Origin of the sequence: Pseudoflavonifractor capillosus, assembly GCF_016899775.1 — a bacterium.
In the GTDB taxonomy this organism is placed as follows: domain Bacteria; phylum Bacillota; class Clostridia; order Oscillospirales; family Oscillospiraceae; genus Lawsonibacter.
Genome location: NZ_JACJJE010000015.1, coordinates 33,509 through 54,467 on the forward strand (window position 1 = coordinate 33,509; position 20,959 = coordinate 54,467).

The 20,959-nt window shown below is 62.9% G+C and carries 20 protein-coding genes; 17 read left to right on the top strand and 3 right to left on the bottom strand.

Features of this window, described 5'->3' with window-relative positions; translation table 11 throughout:
• Positions 1–879: 879 nt before the first annotated feature.
• Positions 880–1,086, bottom strand: a complete 207-nt coding sequence (locus H6B31_RS06650) for a helix-turn-helix domain-containing protein (RefSeq protein WP_207752269.1) — start codon at positions 1,084–1,086, stop codon at positions 880–882.
• Between the two features lie 79 nt (positions 1,087–1,165).
• Between H6B31_RS06650 and H6B31_RS06655 the strand changes: the two genes are divergently transcribed.
• The gene (locus tag H6B31_RS06655) at positions 1,166–1,429 is read left to right on the top strand and encodes a DUF6809 family protein (RefSeq protein WP_204897835.1); all 264 of its coding nucleotides are present in this window, start codon (positions 1,166–1,168) and stop codon (positions 1,427–1,429) included.
• Positions 1,430–1,493: 64 nt separating this feature from the next.
• On the opposite strand, the gene H6B31_RS06660 is transcribed toward H6B31_RS06655, so the two are convergent.
• Together H6B31_RS06660 and H6B31_RS06665 are read right to left on the bottom strand one after the other, a co-directional pair.
• Positions 1,494–2,498, bottom strand: coding sequence for a deoxyguanosinetriphosphate triphosphohydrolase (locus tag H6B31_RS06660; protein WP_204897836.1), 1,005 nt, complete (start codon positions 2,496–2,498; stop codon positions 1,494–1,496).
• Positions 2,499–2,603: 105 nt separating this feature from the next.
• A complete protein-coding gene (locus H6B31_RS06665) occupies positions 2,604–3,788 on the bottom strand; it encodes an FtsW/RodA/SpoVE family cell cycle protein (RefSeq protein WP_204897837.1) in 1,185 nt (394 codons plus the stop codon).
• A gap of 125 nt (positions 3,789–3,913) precedes the next feature.
• On the opposite strand from H6B31_RS06665, the gene tsaE reads away from it, so the two are divergent.
• The 16 genes from tsaE (at position 3,914) to H6B31_RS06745 (ending at position 20,805) form a co-directional block, all read left to right on the top strand.
• Complete coding sequence (gene tsaE, locus H6B31_RS06670; RefSeq protein WP_204897838.1) at positions 3,914–4,345, top strand: tRNA (adenosine(37)-N6)-threonylcarbamoyltransferase complex ATPase subunit type 1 TsaE; 432 nt, start codon at positions 3,914–3,916, stop codon at positions 4,343–4,345.
• 710 nt (positions 4,346–5,055) lie between these two features.
• On the top strand, positions 5,056–5,766 hold the full coding sequence (gene tsaB, locus H6B31_RS06675) for a tRNA (adenosine(37)-N6)-threonylcarbamoyltransferase complex dimerization subunit type 1 TsaB (protein WP_204897839.1): 711 nt from the start codon (positions 5,056–5,058) through the stop codon (positions 5,764–5,766).
• 36 nt (positions 5,767–5,802) lie between these two features.
• Positions 5,803–6,444, top strand: a complete 642-nt coding sequence (upp, locus tag H6B31_RS06680) for a uracil phosphoribosyltransferase (protein WP_087288124.1) — start codon at positions 5,803–5,805, stop codon at positions 6,442–6,444.
• A gap of 240 nt (positions 6,445–6,684) precedes the next feature.
• Positions 6,685–7,734 (top strand): D-alanine--D-alanine ligase, encoded by a 1,050-nt coding sequence (locus tag H6B31_RS06685; RefSeq protein ID WP_204897840.1) that lies wholly within the window; start codon positions 6,685–6,687, stop codon positions 7,732–7,734.
• Positions 7,735–7,740: 6 nt separating this feature from the next.
• Positions 7,741–9,135 carry a UDP-N-acetylmuramoyl-tripeptide--D-alanyl-D-alanine ligase gene (locus H6B31_RS06690; RefSeq protein WP_204897841.1) on the top strand — a complete coding sequence of 465 codons (1,395 nt, stop codon included), beginning with the start codon at positions 7,741–7,743 and terminating at the stop codon, positions 9,133–9,135.
• Positions 9,136–9,336: 201 nt separating this feature from the next.
• Positions 9,337–11,256, top strand: a complete 1,920-nt coding sequence (locus tag H6B31_RS06695) for an ABC-F family ATP-binding cassette domain-containing protein (protein WP_204897842.1) — start codon at positions 9,337–9,339, stop codon at positions 11,254–11,256.
• Positions 11,257–11,287: 31 nt separating this feature from the next.
• The gene (locus H6B31_RS06700; protein ID WP_204897843.1) at positions 11,288–11,926 is read left to right on the top strand and encodes a YdcF family protein; all 639 of its coding nucleotides are present in this window, start codon (positions 11,288–11,290) and stop codon (positions 11,924–11,926) included.
• A 37-nt stretch (positions 11,927–11,963) separates the two neighbouring features.
• Complete coding sequence (locus tag H6B31_RS06705; RefSeq protein WP_204897844.1) at positions 11,964–12,659, top strand: MBL fold metallo-hydrolase; 696 nt, start codon at positions 11,964–11,966, stop codon at positions 12,657–12,659.
• A 794-nt stretch (positions 12,660–13,453) separates the two neighbouring features.
• Complete coding sequence (gene prfA, locus H6B31_RS06710; protein ID WP_204897845.1) at positions 13,454–14,518, top strand: peptide chain release factor 1; 1,065 nt, start codon at positions 13,454–13,456, stop codon at positions 14,516–14,518.
• A gap of 117 nt (positions 14,519–14,635) precedes the next feature.
• The gene (locus tag H6B31_RS06715) at positions 14,636–14,893 is read left to right on the top strand and encodes a hypothetical protein (RefSeq protein ID WP_204897846.1); all 258 of its coding nucleotides are present in this window, start codon (positions 14,636–14,638) and stop codon (positions 14,891–14,893) included.
• Positions 14,894–14,904: 11 nt separating this feature from the next.
• On the top strand, positions 14,905–15,558 hold the full coding sequence (locus tag H6B31_RS06720) for an HAD family hydrolase (protein WP_204897847.1): 654 nt from the start codon (positions 14,905–14,907) through the stop codon (positions 15,556–15,558).
• Positions 15,551–17,098 carry an L-threonylcarbamoyladenylate synthase gene (locus H6B31_RS06725; RefSeq protein WP_204897848.1) on the top strand — a complete coding sequence of 516 codons (1,548 nt, stop codon included), beginning with the start codon at positions 15,551–15,553 and terminating at the stop codon, positions 17,096–17,098. Before H6B31_RS06720 ends, H6B31_RS06725 begins: the two co-directional genes overlap by 8 nt.
• 653 nt (positions 17,099–17,751) lie before the next feature.
• Positions 17,752–18,105, top strand: coding sequence for a DUF4180 domain-containing protein (locus H6B31_RS06730; RefSeq protein ID WP_204897849.1), 354 nt, complete (start codon positions 17,752–17,754; stop codon positions 18,103–18,105).
• Positions 18,106–18,209: 104 nt separating this feature from the next.
• Complete coding sequence (locus tag H6B31_RS06735; protein ID WP_204897850.1) at positions 18,210–18,773, top strand: helix-turn-helix domain-containing protein; 564 nt, start codon at positions 18,210–18,212, stop codon at positions 18,771–18,773.
• A gap of 4 nt (positions 18,774–18,777) precedes the next feature.
• Positions 18,778–19,392 carry a dephospho-CoA kinase gene (coaE, locus tag H6B31_RS06740; RefSeq protein ID WP_346014045.1) on the top strand — a complete coding sequence of 205 codons (615 nt, stop codon included), beginning with the start codon at positions 18,778–18,780 and terminating at the stop codon, positions 19,390–19,392.
• Between the two features lie 3 nt (positions 19,393–19,395).
• On the top strand, positions 19,396–20,805 hold the full coding sequence (locus tag H6B31_RS06745) for an aminopeptidase (RefSeq protein ID WP_204897852.1): 1,410 nt from the start codon (positions 19,396–19,398) through the stop codon (positions 20,803–20,805).
• Positions 20,806–20,959 lie beyond the last annotated feature (154 nt).

Sequence of the window (20,959 nt, forward strand, 5' to 3'; positions counted from 1 at the left end):
TCCCATCTTAGCCTTCCCCCTGGGGGGAAGGTGGCACGGCGAAGCCGTGACGGATGAGGGGGCAGGGTTTCGCCCTGCGGGGCGAGTGACTTTCCCAGCGATGGGAAAGTCACCAAAGGATCGCCGGGGACGGCTCAGATGAGCGCTGACGCGCTCATATTCGCCTACCCTACCCCCTCTGTCGCTTCGCGACATCTCCCCCTGACAGGGGGAGTCGGCCCCGGACCCCTTTTTACGGGGGACGCACTACTGTTTCACGTTGCTGGATTTCCGGCGCGCAAAATCTGAGTGACTTTTATCGTTTCATTCCGGGCCACTGGGCCCTGGGTTTGCAAAAATTGCCGCTGTTGCGGTTTATGAACTGCGCCTGGCTTTGCCGAGCCAACGCTTCTGGCCCGTTTTCCACTGTAGGGGCGGCTATCAGCCGCCCGCAAAGCCTTCCCCCTAGAAGGGGGAAGGTGGCTGGCCGTTAGGCCAGACGGATGAGGGTGACCTCTTAAGATGCGGTACGTTCCCGGCGGGAGCCCCAAGGAGCTCCCCTACCCAAACTCGGAAGGTGTCCTTGAAACCCGTAGGGGAGGGGCTGAAGGTGAATCGGCCGAAGGCCGAGAGAAGCCACCCTGGGGTGTGCCCCTCCCGCGGGCCGGTCTGGGACCGGCCCCTACGAAAGGATAGGTACGTTTCTACATCCGCCGTAGGGGCGGGTGTCCTCACCCGCCCGCTCTGGAGGTGGCCCCTTTTGTAGGGCGCGGCCTCCTGGACGCGCCGTTCCACTTGCCCGCAAAATACCGTAGGGGCGACCCTTGCGGTCGCCCGCTGTGGGGAAGCCGTTCCATCCGTAAGGGCGGCACACCTGGGCCGCCCGCCCGCAACAGGATTCTATTCCCGCTCCTCTGACCGTCCAACCAGATAGTCAATGGTGACACCGTAAAAATCAGCCAGAGCCGTCAGCATTTTAATATTGGGTTCGTTGTCCTCGCTCTCATAAAACTGATAGCCTCGGATACTGATTCCAAGATATTCTGCCAACTCTTTCTGACTGACCTTGCGCTCTTTCCGCAGGGCTTTCAAACGTTCTCCAAACAAAATGCGGAACACCTCTTGACATGTATAGTTTATTCGTGTTATAACATGTATAAATTATACATGTTAAGGGAGCGATACTATGACTGACTTAATGAGAACTCTCTACGACTACGTCCTGACCCAGTCGGAGTCCTACTTGGCGGTCTATCCGGAGTACCGCGATTTCTGCCGCCGGGCGGCGGAGAAGGAGCGGTCCCTGCGGGCAAACTTGTCCCAGGAAGAGGAGCAGCTTTTAGAGGACATGCTGGGGGAACTGTGGCTCCGGCATCAGGCGGAGCAGGAGGCCGCATTCCGTGCCGCCCTGGCGCTGTGCCGGGAGCTGAATCAATCCGTCTTGGCGTAAGAACTGCCCATGTGGGCTTATTGTACGCCAAAATCCCCATATTTTATCCCAAAACTATGTAAAGCTATTTTACCGTCCACGCCATGGGAATAAACAGTTTTGAAAACTGTTCAATAGCAAAGGGATCTGTCATGCCGGCGATGTAGTCGCACACGGCCCGGTCCACGCCCTCCTCCAGGCGGATCTCCTGAAAGTCGGGGGGGAGGTCGTCCGGGTTTTTCTGGTAATGCTCGAACAGCCGCCGGAGCATCTCCTGGGCCTTGCCCTCCTCGCCCTTGGCCAGGGGGTTGGTGTATACGCTCTCGAACATAAACTCCCGCAGGGCGGCCATAGCCTCTCCCACCTCCGGGGACTGGCAGATGGTGTCCTGGTCCCGGCTGGCCGTAATTACGTCCTCCACCAGGGCGTTGATCCGCTCCCCGTGGGTGAAGCCCAAAATTTTAGAGATGGCCAGGGGAATGTCCATGGGGTAGATGATTCCGCCCCGGAGGGCGTCCTCAATGTCGTGGTTGATGTAGGCGATCTGGTCGGCCAGACGGACCACCTGGCCCTCCAGGGTGGCGGCCTGCTGACCCCTGGTGTGGCAGACGATGCCGTTGCGCACCTCCCAAGTGAGGTTCAGCCCCTCGCCCTCCTTCTCCAGCCGGTCCACCACCCGCAGGGACTGCTGGTAGTGGGCGAAGCCCCCGGGCATGATGGAGTTGAGCAGCCGCTCTCCGGCGTGGCCGAAGGGGGTGTGGCCCAGGTCGTGGCCCAGGGCGACGGCCTCAGTCAGGTCCTCGTTTAAGGAGAGGGCCCGGGCGATGGTCCGGGCGATGCGGTTGACCTCCAGGGTGTGGGTCATGCGGGTGCGGTAGTGGTCCCCCTCCGGCTGGAGAAACACCTGGGTTTTGTGCTTCAGCCGCCGGAAGGCTTTGCTGTACACGATGCGGTCAATGTCCCGCTGGAAGCAGGTGCGGATGGAACACTCCTCCTCCGGGCGCTGGCGGCCGCGGCTGTCTTTGGCCTGACAGGCGCGGGGGCCCAGAAGGGACGCCTCCACCTGCTCCCGGTGTTCCCGGGGCGTCATAGGCAGAACCTCCTTTCCCACGGGCAAAAACCCTTCTATTACAATATACGAAAAAACAAGGGAATTTCCTTCTTGGTTCCGAAAAAATTTTGAAAATTTTTCGCCTCACTGACCTGAGCGGTCCCGCAGCCAGCTGGGCAGGTTTCGGGCCTTGATGCTGGAGACGATGCCCATGGCGGCGTACAGGGTGATAATGGAGGAGCCGCCGTAGCTGAAGAAGGGGAGGGTGAGGCCCATTACGGGGAAGACGAACAGGCACATCCCCACGTTGGCCGCCACCTGAATGAGCAGCATGCCCGCCATCCCCATGGACACATAGGCGTGAAAGGGGGAGCTGGCGTTCCGGGCCACCCAGATGCACCGGAGGATGATGAGGGAGAGCAGCAGCAGGAGGAGAAGGCAGCCCACCATGCCCAGCTCCTCGCCGCACACGGCGAAGATAAAGTCGGTGTGCCGGGCGGGCAGGGCGCCGGTGGTGGAGTGGGTCATGCTGCCCTGCAGGTAGCCTTTTCCGAAGATCTGCCCGGAGCCGATGGCCAGGACAGAGCGGGTTTGCTGGAGGCCCACCCCCAGGGGCTCAAAGCTGTGGTCAAAGATCACCCGGATGCGCTTGATGAAGTATACACTGTTCCAGGCCGCAGTATTGGGCAGCACGAAAATCCAGAGCACCGCGAAGCCAATGACGACAGCGCCGATTGCCAGCACGAACCAGCGCAGCTTCACCCCCGCACTCCATGCCATGGTGGCAAAAATAAAGGTGTACACCACGCACATGCCCATGTCGCCGCACACGGCGGCGATGAGCCCCAGCATGAAGGCGGCGTAGGCGCCGATTTGGAGGACCGAGAGGACCGAGCCGATGTCCCGGCCCTGGCTTTGGATTTTTGTGATCAGAAGAGCGAGCAGGAGAATGAACGGGAGCTTATCAATCTCGTTGGGCTGTATCTCCATGGGAAAGCCGGGAATATCCAGCCAGTTCAGATTGCCTGCGTCATGGTCGGTGCCCAGCGGGGTGAGCAGCAGGAGGATAAACAGGACGCTGACCCCAAACACCAGCTTCCAGTTTTTCTCCACGAACAGCTGAAAGTCGATGAAGGTGCACAGGATATAGATGACGGCCCCCAGAAGAATGGCCACGCATTGGGTGATTACAGCCCGGTTGTTCCCGTTGTACCGGGTAGCCGAGAAAATCAGCGCCACGCCATAGGCGCTGGCCAGCAGGCACAGGAGCAGAAGGAGCTTGTCCCCTTTTTTCCAGAACTCCTGAAGGGGGGAGAACAGGGTGTTCACGGGTTCACCTCCGGTCAAATGGAATACGGCCCTATATTTTATCACTTTTTTGTGGAAAGGGGAAGGGTATCTGTGTTATAATCAAAAAGATTCTGAAAACATTTTGTGAACGCGGGGGAGATCCCATGGAGTATATTTCCAACAGCGCCCAGGAGACCGAGGCCCTGGGGGAGCGCCTGGCCGCCCGGCTGCGGCCGGGGGACGTGATCGCCTACACCGGCGACCTGGGGGCGGGCAAGACCGCCTTTACCCGGGGACTGGCCCGGGGCCTGGGGGTTGCCGACCGGGTGACCAGCCCTACCTTTACCATTGTCAACGAGTACGAGGGGGGGAGGCTGCCCCTGTTCCACTTCGACCTGTACCGCATGAACTCCCCGGAGGAGCTCTTTGACATCGGCTGGGAGGACTACCTGGCTCGGGGCGGCGTGTGCGCTGTGGAGTGGAGCGAACACGCCGAGGGTGCCTTTGAGGAGGAGCCCATCTGGGTGGACATCCGGCGGGGGGAGAGCGATGATCAGAGGATTATCTCCATCCGCAATGTTCCAGACTTTCTTTAAAAAGAGAGTTCGTAAAGAAATTTTGTGCGGGAGTGGGTTTTGCCTTTGAGGCGGAAATTCGTTGCGGCGGGCGGCTGATAGCCGCCCCTACAGAAGGGTGGCTACCCACGGGCGGATGGGGACACCCGCCCCTATGCGGATGCAGGGACGGTCCCGTTCTCCTGGCAGGGGCCGGTCCCAGACCGGCCCGCGGGCGACCGCAAGGGTCGCCCCTACGGCGGAAACCGGCCCCGGAAACGTTGGTTCGGCAAACTCAGGCGCAGAAATGGGACCGCGCTAATCCCAATTTTCTTCCAGCGCAGGCCCCCAGTGGGGCCGGACGGAATGGCACCCAAGCACTCCTGGTCTTGCGCGCCGGAAGGGTTGTGCCCACTTTAAGGGGTAACTCCCGTAAACAGGGGTCCGGGGAAAGGCGACTATGAGCACGAAGTGCTCATCCGGAGCCGTCCCCGGCGGCGTTTTGGTGACTTTGCCGCCGCGGGCAAAGTCACTCGCCGCCCGCAGGCGGCGAAATCCCCTGTATTCAACGTCCCCTATTTCATTATTTTCATTATCGCCCCCTCATCCGGCCCTTCGGGCCACCTGTCCCTATCCCCTCTGTCGCTTCGCGACATCTCCCCTTGACAAGGGGAGTCGGCCCCCAGGGGGAAGGTTTATAAAAAGCAAACGGCAAAACTCCCCCTTGAAAAAGACAAAGAAGGAATATAACCATGAAAATTTTAGCCTTAGAATCCTCCGCCACCGCCTGCTCGGCGGCCCTGTGGGGGGAGGATGGACTCATCGCCCAGAACTTTCAGAACAGCGGCCTCACCCACAGCCGCACCCTGCTGCCCATGGCCCGGGACCTGCTGAAAAACTGCGGGACCTCCCTGGAGGAGGTGGACGTGATCGCGGTGGCGGCGGGCCCGGGGTCCTTCACCGGACTGCGCATCGGGGTGGCCACCGCCAAGGGGTTATCTTGGGGAGCGGACAAGGACTGCGCGGCCTGCTCCACCCTGGAATCTATGGCCTGGCCCCTGGCCTTTTATCAGGACGCGGTCATTGTATGCGCCATGGACGCCCGGCGTAAGCAGGTGTATAACGCCCTCTTCCACACCGACGGGGAGAAGCTGGAGCGGTTGACCCCCGACCGGGCCATCTCCCTGGAGGAGCTGGGGGAGGAGCTGAAAAAAATCCAAAAACGGAAAATTGTCGTTGGAGACGGGGCCAAGCTGTGTTATAATACCCTTCGAGAGGCCGGGCTTCAGCTGGAGCTGGCCCCCGAGCCCCTGCGCATGCAGAGCGCGTGGGGGGTGGCCCGGGCGGCGGTGGAGCTGGCCCAGGCCGGAAAGCTGGTCAAAGGACAGGACCTGGTCCCGGTGTACCACCGCCTGTCTCAGGCGGAGCGGGAACGGCTGGAACGGGAGCGGCAGGGCCGCTGACCCAAGAAAATGAACCAAAGAAGGGGCTTGATTGCAATGTATGAAAATGACAGCAAAGTACATGTGTTAGACCATCCGCTGCTGCAGCACAAGCTGAGCATCCTCCGGGACGAGCGCACCGGCGTGAAGGAGTTCCGGGAGATCGTCTCCGAGATCGCCACCCTGGAGTGCTATGAGGCCACCCGGGACCTGCCCACGGAAGAGGTGGAGATCAAGACCCCCGTGGCCACCGGGACTTTCCGGGTGCTGGCCGGCAAGAAGCTGGCCATCGTCCCCATCCTGCGGGCCGGCCTGGGCATGGTGGAGGGCATCCTGACCCTGATCCCCTCGGCCAAGGTGGGCCACATCGGACTATACCGGGACCCGGAGACCCTGGCTCCCGTAGAGTACTACTGCAAGATGCCCAACGACATCGCCGAGCGGGACGTGATCGTCCTGGACCCCATGCTGGCCACCGGCGGCTCCGCCGTGGCGGCCATCCACTTTATGAAGAACTACGGCTGCAAGCACATCAAGCTCATGAACATCCTGGCCGCCCCTGAGGGCATCAAGGCCGTGCGGGAGGCCCACCCCGACGTGGACATCTACGTGGCCGGCGTGGACGAGAAACTCAACGACCACGGCTACATCGTCCCCGGTCTGGGGGACGCCGGCGACCGGATCTTCGGCACCAAGTAAATTGCTTTGGACAACTACCAGCGGGGCGGACTTCTGCTCCGCTGGTAGTTTCTGCGTTTGGAGGGGCGCGCCCGGGGGCAGGACGCCCGCTCTTCTTCCAAAAGCAGGCGGTCCAAAATGCGCCTGTTGTCTTGAGTATTTCAAAGGAATGTGATAAAATACATGGTCAGCGTGTAGACTGTGAGAAGAAGGAATTCCAAATTTCCCAAGAACCAAATCAGGTATAAGGTGGTTGATACCATGAAAATTGTCGTACTGGCCGGCGGCCTGAGCCCGGAGCGGAACGTCTCCCTGTCCTCCGGCGCCATGGTGTGCGAGGCCCTGCGGTCCAAGGGGCACCAGACGGCCCTGGTGGATCTGTTTTTTGGCATGGAGGGGCGCGACCCCGCCGTGGACCCCTACGAGGCCCCCGTTCCCCAGGAGTTTAAAAAGGTGAGCCTCCAGGCTCCCGACCTGAACGAGGTGCGCCGGAGCCGGAAGGACCAGAGCCCCTCCGCCATCGGCCCCGGGGTGCTGGAGCTGTGCGCCGGAGCCGACGTGGTGTTCCTGGCCCTCCACGGCTCCTGCGGGGAGGACGGCCGCATCCAGGCCGCCCTGGACCTGCTGGGCGTGCCCTACACCGGGGCGGGCTGCATGGCCTCCGCCATCGCCATGGATAAGGATATGACCAAGCGCCTGGTGTCCGGCCTGGTGACCACCCCACGGTGGGAGACGGTCACCGTCACGGCGGACAACCTGGAGGAGCTGGTGGAGCAGACTCCTCTGCCCTCGGTGGTCAAGCCCATCGCCAGCGGCTCCTCCATCGGGGTGACCATCGCCCACGACCGGGCGGCCCTGCGCCGCGGCCTGGAGGAGAGCATGGCCCTGGGCGGCCGCACCGTCCTGGAGCAGTACATCAAGGGACGGGAGATCCAGGTGGCCGTGCTGGACGGCAAGGCCCTGCCCTCCATTGAGATCATCCCCCAGGCGGACTTCTACGACTACGAGAACAAGTACCAGCCCGGCGCCGCCAAGGAGGTGTGCCCCTCGGAGATCCCCCCGGAGTGGGAGGAGAAGGTGGGCCAGGCGGCCCAGGCGGTCTTCCAGGCCATCGGGCTGTCGGTGTACGCCCGGGCGGACTTCATCGTCACCCAGGACGGCACCCCCTACTTTTTGGAGATCAACACCCTGCCCGGCATGACCCCCACCAGCCTGGTGCCCCAGGAGGCGGCGGCGGTGGGCATCGACTACGCCGCGCTGTGCGAGACCATCGTGGAGGTCTCCCTCCGGGTGCGGAAGGAAGGAGCGTAACGGCCCATGGAAGCCATTACTCTGCGGGAGCTGCTGGAGGCGGTGGGGGGGACCCTCATCGGTCCGGCGGCCGGACTGGAGCAGACGGTCTCCCATGTGGACACCGACAGCCGGAATATCCACCCGGGCTCCCTGTTCATCCCCCTGGTGGGGGAGCGCTTTGACGGCCACGCCTACATCAACTCCGCCCTGGAGGGAGGCGCGGCGGGCTGCCTCACCCAGCGGGAGCGGGAGAGCTATCGGGAGGACCGCTTCTATATTAAGGTAAAGGACACCCAGCGGGCCCTTCGGGACCTGGCCGCCTGGTACAAGGACCGCTTCCCCATCCCCTTTGTGGGGGTGACGGGCAGCGTGGGCAAGACCACCGCCAAGGATATGATCGCCGCCGTGCTGGGGGTGAAGTACAAGGTCCTGAAGACCGAGGGCAACTTCAACAACAACATCGGCCTGCCCCTGACCCTGCTCCGCCTGGACCGCACCTACCAGATGGGGGTGCTGGAGATGGGGATGGACAAGTTCGGGGAGATCGACTACCTGGGGGACATCGTCCGGCCCGAGGTGGGGGTCATTACCAACATCGGCGACGCCCACATTGAAAAGCTGGGCAGCCGGGAGAACATTTTTAAGGCCAAGTGCGAGCTGCTGCCCCACATCCGGAAGGAGAACGGCCTGCTCGTTCTCAACGCCGACGACGAGATGCTGGTCACTCTCCGGGGGAACACCCCGGTAAAGACCGTCTTCTGCGGCAAGTGCGAGGGGGCGGAGTACCGGGCCCAGGTCACCGGCGGGGACGGGGTGAGCCACATCCACTGCCACCTCACCACCCCGGCCATGGACCGGGAGGTGAAGATCCCCGCTCTGGGGGAGCACATGATCTACCCCACCCTTATCGCCGCGGCGGTGGGGGAGCACTTCGGCCTCACCGCCTGCGAGATCGAGAAGGGAATCTCCCGCTTTGTACCCACCCGCATGCGCATGAACCTGGTGCAGCGGGGGGAGAACATCACCATTCTGGACGACACCTATAACGCCAACCCCCAGTCCATGCGGGCGGCCATCCGGGTGCTCTCCGACAGCCACAGCAGCTATAAGGCCGCTGTGTTGGGGGATATGTTCGAGCTGGGGCCCTACTCGCCCGCCCTCCACACCGAGGTGGGGGAGTGCCTTGGCAAGCAGAACATCCACTGCCTGGTGGCGGTGGGGGACGAGGCCAAGCACATCGCAGAGGGGGCCAAAGCCACCGGCGTGCCCCAGGTCTACTACTGCAGAGACAAGGCGGAGGCCAAGGCCGTCCTGCCTGAGATCGTCAAGCCGGACAGCACCATCCTGGTCAAGGCCTCCCGGGGCATGAAGATGGAGGAGCTGGTGGCCCGGCTGGTGGAGCTGACACCTGAAGGGTAAATCAATGCCTTCCCCCTTTCAGGGGGAAGGTGGCACGGCCGAAGGCCGTGACGAATGAGGGTGAGGCCGTTCGAGAAGCCGCCGCCCCCTCATCCGCCCCTTCGGGGGCACCTTCCCCCCACCGGGGGGAAGGCTTATCAATGTGGACCCTTGCGATGAGCGGCTGAACGGAAAGACAAGACTGAATCAGACGAGGACACTATGATCGACATTTCAGTTTCCAACCTGGTGAAGGAGTTTGAGGTTGGACATAAAATTTTAGACGGACTTACCTTCCAGGTGGACACTGGGGAGCGGGTGGGTCTGCTGGGCCCCAACGGCTGCGGCAAGACCACCCTGCTCCGCATTCTCACGGGGGTCATGGACTATGACGAGGGGGATGTGGTCATTGCGCCGGGCAAGCGCATGGGCCTCATCTCCCAGATCCCCGTCTACCCGGCGGGGTACACCGTGGAGGACGTGCTGGCCACCGCCTTTGAGCCCCTGCGGGAGATGGAGCGGGAGATGGCCGCCCTGGCGGAGCAGATGGGGGAGGGGACCGACCCCGCCCTCCTGGCCCGGTACGACAAGCTCACCGCCGCCTTTGAGGCCGCCGGGGGCTATGAGACGGACACCAAGACCAACAAGGTGTGCAACGGCCTGACCATCCCCCAGAGCATGAGGGAGCAGCTCTTCGACAAGCTCTCCGGCGGGGAGAAGACCCGGGTGAACCTGGCCCGGCTCATTCTGGAGGATACGGACATCCTCCTGCTGGACGAGCCCACCAACCACCTGGACCTGCGGGCCACCGAGTGGCTGGAGGAGTACCTGGACAAGTTCAAGGGGACGGTGCTCACCGTCTCCCACGACCGGTACTTCCTGGATAAGGTGGTAAACCGCATCGTGGAGATCCAGGGCGGAAAGGCGGAGTTCTACTCCGGCAATTACAGCTTCTACGTGGTGGAGAAGGAGCGCCGGTATGAGGAGAAGCTCCGCCAGTACGAGAAGGAGCAGGCCAAGATCGAACAGCTGGAGAAGGCCGCCGAGCAGATGCGCGTCTGGGCCTACTCCGGCATGGACAAGACCTTCAAGCGGGTCAAGTCCATGGAGAAGCGCATCGAGCGCATGCGCACCACCGACCGCCCCACCAAGGAGCGGAAGATGGAGGTCCGCTTCGGGGAGCGGGAGTTCCGGGGGGACGAGGTGCTCACCATCAAGGGGCTGACCAAGTCCTTTGGAGACCGGACGCTGTTCTCCAACCTGGGTCTGGAAGTGGTGGGCGGCGAGCGCATTGCCCTGCTGGGGGACAACGGCAGCGGCAAGACCACCCTGCTGAAAATTCTCCTGGGGGAGGAGGAGCCGGACGCCGGAAAGGTCCGCATGGGGCCGACGGTAAAGGTGGGCTACCTGCCCCAGCACGTCCACTTTGACCACCCGGAGCGGAACCTGGTGGACACCCTCATTTACGAGCAGGACTGCACCGCCCAGACCGCCCGGAACCGGCTGGCGGCCTTCAAGTTCCGGGGGGAGGACGTGTTCAAGCCCGTGTCCGCCCTGTCCGGCGGAGAGCAGAGCCGCCTGCGGCTGTGCATGCTCATGGACGAGAAGATCAACCTCCTGATCTTGGACGAGCCCACCAACCACCTGGACATCCAGAGCCGGGAGTGGATTGAGGAGGCCGTGGAGGAGTACGAGGGCAATCTGCTCTTTGTCTCCCATGACCGCTATTTTATCGACCGCTTTGCCAGCCGCATCTGGATGCTGGAGGACGGGCACATCACCGATTTCCGGGGAAATTATCAGGAGTACCAGGCGGCCCGGGCCCGGGGGGCGGCGGGCAAGTCCGCCTCCGACGTGCAGGTTTCTATGGAGAAGGCCCCGGAGCCCAAGGAGAAGAAGGAGAAGCCCAAGCGCCCCGGCGGCACCAAGAACCTGGAGAAAGAGGTGACCGCCGCCGAGCGGGCGGTGGCCAAGGCGGAGGAGCAGATGTACGACCTGGAGCAGCAGATCCAGGAGGCCGCCGCCGACTATTTAAAACTCCAGGAGCTGTATGAACAGCGGGAGGCCCTGGAGGAGGAAATTTTGAAGCTGTACGGCACCTGGGAGACCCTGTCCGCCCAGCTGGAGGAGGCCCGGGGCTGAACAAGGCCCCAGGCCGCGGAGGGATGAGCCGATGAAATTACAGAGAAAACGTCCCTATGCCTATCGGGGCAAGCGCCGCATCACCTGGTGGAAGGCCCTGGCCGCCCTGGTGCTGGCCGGAATTTTGGCGTTTGCCGGGCTGTTCGGCGCGGTGATGTACGGCTCCTACGACCACATCCAGGACGACCCTCAGGTGATGGTCATTTTGGGCTGCCGGGTGATGCCGGAGGGACATCCCTCCATTCTGCTCCAGGACCGGCTGGATACCGCACTGGACTACTGGGTGGAACACCAGGACATCACCATCGTCACCTCCGGGGGCCAGGGGAGCAACGAACCGGTCTCCGAGGCCCGGTGTATGGCCGACTATCTGATGGACGGCGGCGTGCCGGAGGACCAGATTCTCCTGGAGGACCAGTCCCACAACACGAAAGAGAATTTCCTTTACAGCAAAGAGCTGTTAGCGGATGAGGGGATCGACGTGGGGGAGACCGACGTGCTGGTGGTTTCCAACGGCTTCCACCTCACCCGGGCCCGGATGCTGGCGGAGCGGTTTGGATATGGGGAGGTCTCCACCCTGGCCGCCCCCACCTCACACATCCCGTCCAGGATTCAAATGTACATCCGGGAGCCGCTGGCCCTGGTCAAGTCCTTCTTCCTGGACCGATAGGAGAACAGGACCAGGTTAAAGCGAACAGGAGAAAACGATGGAACGCTATCATATACTGCCCATAACAGAGTGTTACGGCGGGATGAAGCACCGCCTGTACCTGGTGGTGCTGTTTGGTCCGGAGGACGTGGTCCTGGTGGACTGCGGCTATCCCGGATGCTCCCCTGTTCTGGAGGGGGCGCTGGCTGAGGCTGGCATCCGGCCGGAGCAGCTGACCAAGCTGCTGCTGACCCACCAGGACGACGACCACATGGGGGCGGCCTTTGAGCTGGTCCAAAAATATCCCCAGATTCGGGTGGTCGCCTCCCGGACCGAGCGGCCCTATCTCACCGGAGAGAAGAAGAACCTGCGCCTGGCGCAGGCGGAACAACTCCAGGAGCACCTCCCGGAGGAACAGAAGGCCTTTGGACTCCAGTTCTGCCAGCAGCTTCGGGCGGTCCGGCCGGTGAAGGTGGACCTGGAGGTGGAGGAGGGGGACTGGTTCCCATGGGCCGGCGGGTGCCGGGTCCTGGCCACACCGGGACACACCCCGGGGCACATCTCCCTCTATCTGGAGGAGGAGCAAGCGCTGATCACCGGGGACGCCGCCGTGGCGGAGGGGGGACGGCTGGAGCTGGCCAATCCCCAGTTCTGCCTGGATTTGGAGCAGGCGGAGCGCTCCCTGGAGCGGCTTCGGGGCATCCCCTGTGTCCGGTATATTTGCTACCACGGAGGCGTGCTGGAGAAGGGGTGACGTTCTCTTTCCGTTGGGGATTTCGCCGCTGCGGACGGCGGGCGGCCCAGTGTGCCGCCCCTACGCCGTTTTGCGGGTAGGCGGAACGGCGCATCCGGAAGGCCGTGTCCTACAAAAGGAGTCCCCTCCAGAGCGGGCGGGTGAGAACACCCGCCCCTACGGCGGATGTAGAAGCGTTTCTCTCCTTTCGTAGGGGCCGGACACTGGCCGGCCCGCTGAAGGGCTTTTGCCATTCCGGCCCCTACTCTCATCCGCCTCGCATATGCTCGGCACCTTCTCCCTAGAAGGGAGAAGGCTTTCGGGCGGCTGATAGCCGCCCCTACAGCGGAAAACGGACCAGAAGCGTTGGCTCGTCAAAGCTAGGCGCAGTTGCAGAACCGAACCATTTGAAATTTTCCACCCCAATAGGCCGCCGAAGGCGGCCCCCAACGCAAAGCCCAGCGAAGCGGGTTTGCGTTGGAGAGGAGGAGCGATGGAGTGAGCGAGCTTTGCCAAATCGGGCGAAGCGAGGGATACGGAATCCGCGACGACGAAGTGGCCCGGAAGGAATTGCGAAAAGCCACTCAAATTTTGCGCGCCGGAAATTTTTGCCCATCCCAAGGGGTAACCCCCGTAAATGGGGTCCAGGGGCGGCGAATATGAGCGCGAAGCGCTCATCCTGAGCCGCGCCCTGGTGCCTCTTTGGTTTCTTTCTGGGCATCCAGAAAGAAACTCGCCCCGCAGGGCGAAACCCCGCGCCTCCGCCCGCAGGCGGCGAAATCCCCCGCAAAGAATCAAAGGAAAGGAACAAGCCTATGCTGGACAAGCTGGCCGCCATTGAGGCCAAATACAGTCAAATCGAGGCCCGCCTGGCCGCTCCGGAGACCTATGACGACCCCGCCCAGGTGGCCAAGCTGAACAAGGAGCAGAACGAGCTCGCCCCGGTGGTGGAGACCTACCGGCAGTACCTGCGGGCCCAGGAGCAGAAGGAGGAGTCCGAGGCTCTTCTCTCCGACCCGGAGATGAAGGAGCTGGCCCAGGAGGAGTTCCACCAGGCCAAGGCCGACCTGGAGCGGCTGGAACAGGAGCTGCAAATTTTGCTTCTCCCCAAGGACCCCAACGACGGGAAAAACGTCATCATGGAGATCAGGGCCGGGGTGGGGGGCGAGGAGGCCGCCCTGTTCGCCCACTCCCTATACCGCATGTACTCCATGTACGCCGAGGCCCGCCGGTGGAAGACTGAGATCAACAGCGTCAACGAGACGGAGCTGGGCGGCATGAAGGAGATCTCCTTTACCATCGAGGGAGACGGCGTGTACTCCCGCTTGAAGTTTGAGAGCGGGGTCCACCGGGTCCAGCGGGTGCCCGAGACCGAATCCGGCGGCCGGGTCCATACCTCCACCGCCACCGTGGCGGTGCTGCCCGAGATGGAGGAGGTGGACGTGCAGCTCAACCCGGCGGACGTGGAGATGCAGGTGTTTCGCTCCTCTGGGGCGGGAGGCCAGCACGTGAACAAGACCTCCTCGGCGGTGCGCCTCATCCACAAGCCCACCGGCATGGTGGTGGAGTGTCAGCAGGAACGCAGCCAGTTCCAGAACCGGGACAAGGCCATGCGCATCCTGGCCTCACGGCTGTACGAAGCGGAGCAGGAGAAGATCGCCGGGGAGTTCACCGCCGAGCGGCGCAGCCAGGTGGGCACCGGAATGCGCAACGAGCGCATCCGCACCTACAACTTCCCCCAGGGCCGGGTGACGGACCACCGCATCGGCTTGACGCTGTACAAAATTGAGAGTATCATGGACGGCGGCCTGGACGAGGTCATCGACGCCCTGGTCACCGCCGACCAGGCGGAGCGGCTCAAGTCGGAACAAACCCAGTAAGTCTGCATTGTTCCGGTCTGATTTGGACCAGTTTATAAGCAATCGTCAGACTATCGACACAGAAAAACTGTCAATTGTCCATTGTCAATTGTCAATTGAAAGGATTGGAGCGAAATTATGGACCTTTACATTCACTATACAGAACTGCCCCAGGGCAAGGAACTGGCCGACATCGTGGGCGAGCTCAACGAGGTGCTGGACGAGCACGGGGCCGTGTGTGGCGGCACCGCCGGGCGCATTGACCTGGACCTGGAGGACGAGCGCATCAACCCCAAGTACGCCCAGATCGCGGTGAAGAGCTACCTCCAGCGCTCGGGCTTTTCTAAGGAGACCGCCATCGAGATCGGCGGCATGGAGATCGGCATTTACGAGTGAGGTTTTCTCCCATGTATTCCTACGTGATTTTTGATCTGGACGGCACCTTGCTGAACACTATCGACGACTTGGCGGACACGGGGAACCACGTGTGTGCCCTTCACGGCTGGCCCACCCACTCCGTGGAGGAGTATAAGCACATGGTGGGCAACGGCATCCCCAAGCTGGTGGAGCGGTTTGCCCCGGCGGGGACAGACCAGCCCACCTTGGACCAGGCGTTTGGGGAGTTCATGGCCTGGTACGACCTCCACAAGGAGGACAAGACCGCCCCATACCCCGGCATGAAGGAGGCCGCCCTGCGGCTGAAGGAGGCGGGGGTGTCCATCGCGGTGCTGTCCAACAAGGCCGACGAGATGGCCGGGCCGGTGGTGGAACACTACTACCCCGGGGTGTTTCCCCTGGTGCAGGGGGCCCTCTCCGGCGTCCCCACCAAGCCGGACCCCACCCTCCTCTATAAGCTGATGGAGCGGATGGGGGCCAAACCGGAGCAGACCCTCTTTGTGGGGGACAGCAACGTGGACATCCGCACGGCCAAAAACGGGAATCTCACCAGCTGCGGCGTGCTGTGGGGCTTCCGCTCCCGGCAGGAGCTGGAGGCCGAGGGAGCCGACTATCTGGCCGAGACCCCGGCGGAGCTGATAAAGGTGGTGCTGGGAGATGGCTGAGAACATCTTGGAGACCGACCGCCTGGTGCTGCGGGAGATGACCGAGGGGGATTTTCCCGCCCTGTGCCGGATGCTCCAGGACGGGGAGGTCATGTACGCCTATGAGCACGCCTTCTCGGACCAGGAGGCCTGGGACTGGCTCCGCCGCCAGCAGGAGCGCTACCGGACCGACGGCTTTGGGCTGTGGGCGGTGGTGGAGAAATGCTCCGGGGAGATGGTGGGCCAGTGCGGCCTCACCTGGCAGAAGCTGGGGGACGGAACGCGGGTGCCCGAGGTGGTCTACCTGCTGGAAAAGGCTGTCTGGCACAGGGGCTACGCCGCCGAGGCGGCCCGGGCCTGCCGGGACTATGCCATGGACCGCCTGGGCTTCGGGGAGGTGTACTCCATCATCCGGGACAACAACCTGGCCTCCCAAAAGGTGGCACGGCGCAATGGGATGAAAGAGCGGGGCTCCTTTGTGAAGCACTACTACGGGATGGACATGCCACACATCGTGTTCTCTGTCCGCCGGGAAGAGCGGCCCAGACTGGAGACCCGGGACCTGACCGCAGGAGAGGCGGACCAGGCGGCCCAAATCCTCCGGGAGGGCGGTCTGGTGGGCATCCCCACCGAGACGGTGTACGGCCTGGGGGCCAACGGTTTGAACCCGGACGCGGTGGAGCGTATCTTTGAGGCCAAGGGCCGCCCCCAGGACAACCCGCTGATTCTGCACATCCCCTCGGCGGACCACCTGGAGCGGTACTGCCAGGAAATTCCGGACAGCGCCTACGCTTTGGCGGAGGCCTGCTGGCCGGGACCCCTCACCATGATTTTGCGGCGGAAGCCCATCGTCCCCGACGTGGTGACGGCGGGGCTGGACACGGTGGGTATGCGATGCCCCTCCCATCCGGTATGCCATGCCATTTTAGAGGCGGCGGACGTGCCGGTGGCGGCCCCCTCCGGGAACACCTCCGGACGGCCCAGCCCCACCACCGCCGCCCACATGTGGGAGGACATGGACGGGAAGATCGACGCCATCGTGGACGGCGGCCCCTGCACCGTGGGGGTGGAGTCCACCATCATCGACCTGACCTGTACGCCGCCCCGGCTCCTGCGGCCGGGGGGAATCACCCTGGAGCAGCTTCAGGCCGTCCTGGGGACGGTGGAGGTGGACCCGGCGGTGACCCGGCTCATGGGGGCGTGGGAGAAGCCCAAGGCCCCCGGCATGAAGTACCGCCACTACGCCCCCAAGGCCCCGGTGACGGTGGTAGCCGGGGAGCCGGCCCAGAGCGCCGCGTACATCCAGGCCCACGCCCAACCGGAGGACGGGATCATCTGCTTTGACGAGTTTGCGCCCCTCTTTGGGGCACACTATGTGGAGAAGCTGGGGCCCGCCGCCGACAAGGGGGAGCAGGCCCGGCACATCTTCGACGCCCTCCGGGCCTTCGACCACACCCCGGTGAAGGCCATCTGGGCCCAGTGCCCGGACCCCTCCGGGCTGGGGCTGGCCATCGCCAACCGGCTCAATAAGGCGGCGGGGTTTCATATCGTGCGTGTTTGAGTGCGGCCTTTTTTGTGTGTAGGGCGCGGCGACCTCGGCGCGCCGTTTTGCAGGGTTTCGCCCTGCGGGGCGAGGTACTTTCCCAGCGATGGGAAAGTACCCAAAGGATCGCCGGGGGACGCCGCAGAGGCGAACTTCGTTCGCCAATGACGGCTTACCCCCGGACCCCATTTACGGGGGACGCGTACCTGAAAGATGGAGAAGTATTTCCGGCGCGCAAAATCTGAGTGGCGGTCTAAATTCCCGCCGGGCCACTGGGCCCTGGGTTTGCAAAAATTATAGCGACTGCGATTTTATACCTGCGCCTGGCTTTGCTGAGCAGGTGATAGCTGGTGCTGGGCTGTAGGGCGCGGCCTCCTGGACGCGCCGCGTACATCTGCGGGCCGGCCAGTGTCCGGCCCCCTACGAAAGGAAGGACGGCTTCTCTACAAGCCGTAGGGGCGGGTGTCCTCACCCGCCCGCCAGGGTTCAGACACGTGGATGTAGGGGCGACCCTTGCGGTCGCCCGTGCCGGATACGGAATCAGGTATTGCTCCCCTTTGTAGGGGCGGCACACTGGACCGCCCGTCGTATCCCGCCGCCGCTGCGGAACCCGCCCCTCGCAATTTCAAAACAACCAACTTCAAATCCAAAAGAAATGAGTGTAGAATACTATGGTAAACATTGAGATCAAGGAAAACGTGGCCATTGTCCGGCCTGCCCGCCCCATCGCCGACAGCAAGGACGCCCTGGACGTGATTCACTCCGTCCGCTTCCAGACGGGTCGGAACAACATGCTCCTGGAGCGCAGTGCCTTTGTGCCCGAGATGTTCGACCTGTCCACCGGCGTGGTGACCCAGGTGCTCAAGGCTTTTGTGGACGAGAAGATGCGTCTGGCCATCGTGGGCGACCTGTACGACTGCTACCAGTCCTCCATGCGGGACATCATCTTCACCTGCAATCGGAGCAACCAGGTGAGCTTCTGGGAGACCGAGGCCGAGGGCCTGGCCTGGCTGAACAAAAAGTAAGATTCCCGCAAACGCCTGAGCTCCAAGGGGCGCAACCTCACGTTGCACGGGAAGTGCTTTACAAGATACGTGGCTTCCCTTACCATGGAGATGAGGTGAGCAAGATGACCTTGGGTGAAAATTTGCGGCTCCTGCGCAGAGAAAAGGGCCTCTCCCAGGAGCAGGTGGCCCAGACCCTGTTCGTAGCCCGCCAGACGATTTCCAAATGGGAGAACGGCCAGGCGGGGCCAGGGGTGGAGAGCTTGAAGGCTCTGGCTAAACTGTACGGGGTAAGTCTAGACCGACTGGTGGGAGCGGAGTCTTCGTCCGTACCGGAATCCCATCAACCAGATATGAAGCGCGCCGAACTCGCCGACTGGTATTGGATGCTGGTACTGGGGTTCGGAATCAACGCCGCAGTCTGGCTTCTCTTTCTGGCGGCGGCCTTTAGCCGTACAGGGATTCCCCTGGCTTCGCTGGCTCTGGTGGCTGGAATTTGGCGAAAAACTCCGGGGATGTGGCTGGTGACCCAGCTGCTTCTGGTGCTGGAGATTCTATGGATTTTTGGCGGCCTGTTTCAGATAGCCACTCTAGCGGCGCTGTTGGGCCTGGTCCGGTGCTTGGTAAATGTAGCATGCCTACTTGCCCTGCGCCAAAAGCGTATGCGGATGCGGTTTCATGTTGCGTAGTGAGGTGAGCATTACGAAAATCATCGGCATCACCGGCCCCACCGGGGCGGGGAAGACCACCGCCCTCAATGAGGTGGAGAAGCTGGGCGGCGCGGTCATTGACTGCGACGCGGTGTACCATGAATTGCTGGAAAGCGATATTCCTTTACAGAGTAAACTGGAGGAGCTGTTCGGCCCCCTGCGGGGGGAGGACGGGGCCATCGACCGGAAGAAGCTGGGGGCCATCGTCTTTGGCGATCCCGAGAAGCTGGAGCTCCTCAACACGGTGGCCCAGAGGGCCACGGTGGCGAAAACCCGGGAGCTGGTATACGGATGCGAGCGCGAGGGGAGACCCCTGGCGGCCATCGACGCCATCGCCCTGCTGGAGAGTGGCCTGAAGGAGCTCTGTCACGCCACTGTCGCGGTGATCGCGCCCCCGGAGGTGCGGGTGCGGCGCATCATGGCCCGGGAGGGCATTTCAGAGGACTACGCCTGGGCCCGGGTGCGGGCCCAGAAGCCGGACGATTACTTTATAAAGGGGTGCGACTACACCCTTTGGAACGACTGTGCCGGCCCGGAGGAATTTGGAGCCCGGGTGCGGGCGCTTTTGGAGAAACTATTTGCGGACAAGGAGGTCTGAACCATGAAGGACAAGGAAAAGAGCCGGGGCGATCAGCTGCGGGAGGCTCTGTGCTATGACAAGAAGAACGGCTATGACCGGGTGAACCGGGAAGAACTGGAGGCCATGGAGGCCTACTGCACCGGCTACAAGCAGTTTTTGGACGCGGGCAAGACCGAGCGGGAGTGCGTGGACCGGGCTGTGGCCCTGGCGGAGGCCGCCGGCTTCCGGGAGTACAAGCGGGGCATGGACCTGAAGGCCGGGGACAAGGTGTACCGGGTGAACCGGGGCAAGTCCGTCATGCTGGCGGTGATGGGCCGGAAGGGCCTGGAGGAGGGCGTGAACATTGGGGCCGCCCACATCGACTCCCCCCGCCTGGATTTGAAGCAGAACCCCCTCTATGAGGCGGACGATCTGGCCTTTTTGAAGACCCACTACTACGGCGGCCTGCGCAAGTACCAGTGGGTGACCATCCCCCTGGAGCTCCACGGGGTGGTGGCCCTGAAAAACGGCCAGGTGGTCCGGGTGTCCATCGGCAACGGGGAGGGGGACCCCCTGTTTACCATCGACGACCTGCTGCCCCACCTGGGGGTGGAGCAGTCGAGAAAACCCCTGGGGGAGGCCATCCCCGCCGAGAGCCTGAATATCCTGGTGGGCAGCCGCCCCCTGCTGGACGACGAGGGCAAAGACCGGGTGAAGCTGTCCGTTCTGGAACTGCTGAACCGGAAGTACGGCATTGTGGAGGAGGATTTTATTTCCGCCGAGCTGTCCGCGGTGCCCGCCTTCAACGCCAGCGACATCGGCTTTGACCGCTCTCTCATTGGGGCCTATGGCCACGACGACCGGGTGTGCGCCTACGCCTGCTTTGCCGCCCTGCTGCAGCTGGGGACTCCGGAGCGCACCGCCGTGTGCATGCTGGCCGATAAGGAGGAGATCGGCTCCGAGGGTGTCACCGGTATGAAGTCCGCCGCCTTCGACACCTTTATGGAGGACCTGTGCGCCGGGCAGAACGTGCCCCTGCGGGTGTGCTACGAAAGATCCTTCTGTCTGTCCGCCGACGTGACGGCGGCCTACGACCCCAACTTCGCCGACGTGTACGAGAAGCGCAACAGCGCCCTGGTAAACGGCGGCGTGGGCCTGTGCAAGTACACCGGCTCCCGGGGCAAGTCCGGGGCCTCCGACGCCTCCGCCGAACTGGTGGCCTATGTTCGGAAGGTGCTGGATGAAAACGGCGTGATCTGGCAGATGGCCGAGCTGGGCAAGGTGGACGCCGGAGGCGGCGGCACCGTGGCCATGTTTATGGCCGAGCGGAACATTGACACCCTGGACGCGGGGGTGCCCGTGCTCTCCATGCACTCCCCCTTCGAGACGGTGGGCAAGCTGGACTGCTATATGACCTTTAAGGGCATGAAGGCCATTTACGAGGCCCGGTAAGGGCCGTCAGAGGCGCCCCTCTGTTCTTTCGGGCCGCCTCCCCTGCGAAATATGGGGACTCTCTCCGGATTTTTTTGTAGGGACCCCACAGGCGCACCCTGTGTGCTCCTACGGCAGTGACCACCCGGGCAGCATGGATCGGAAACCCAGGCGC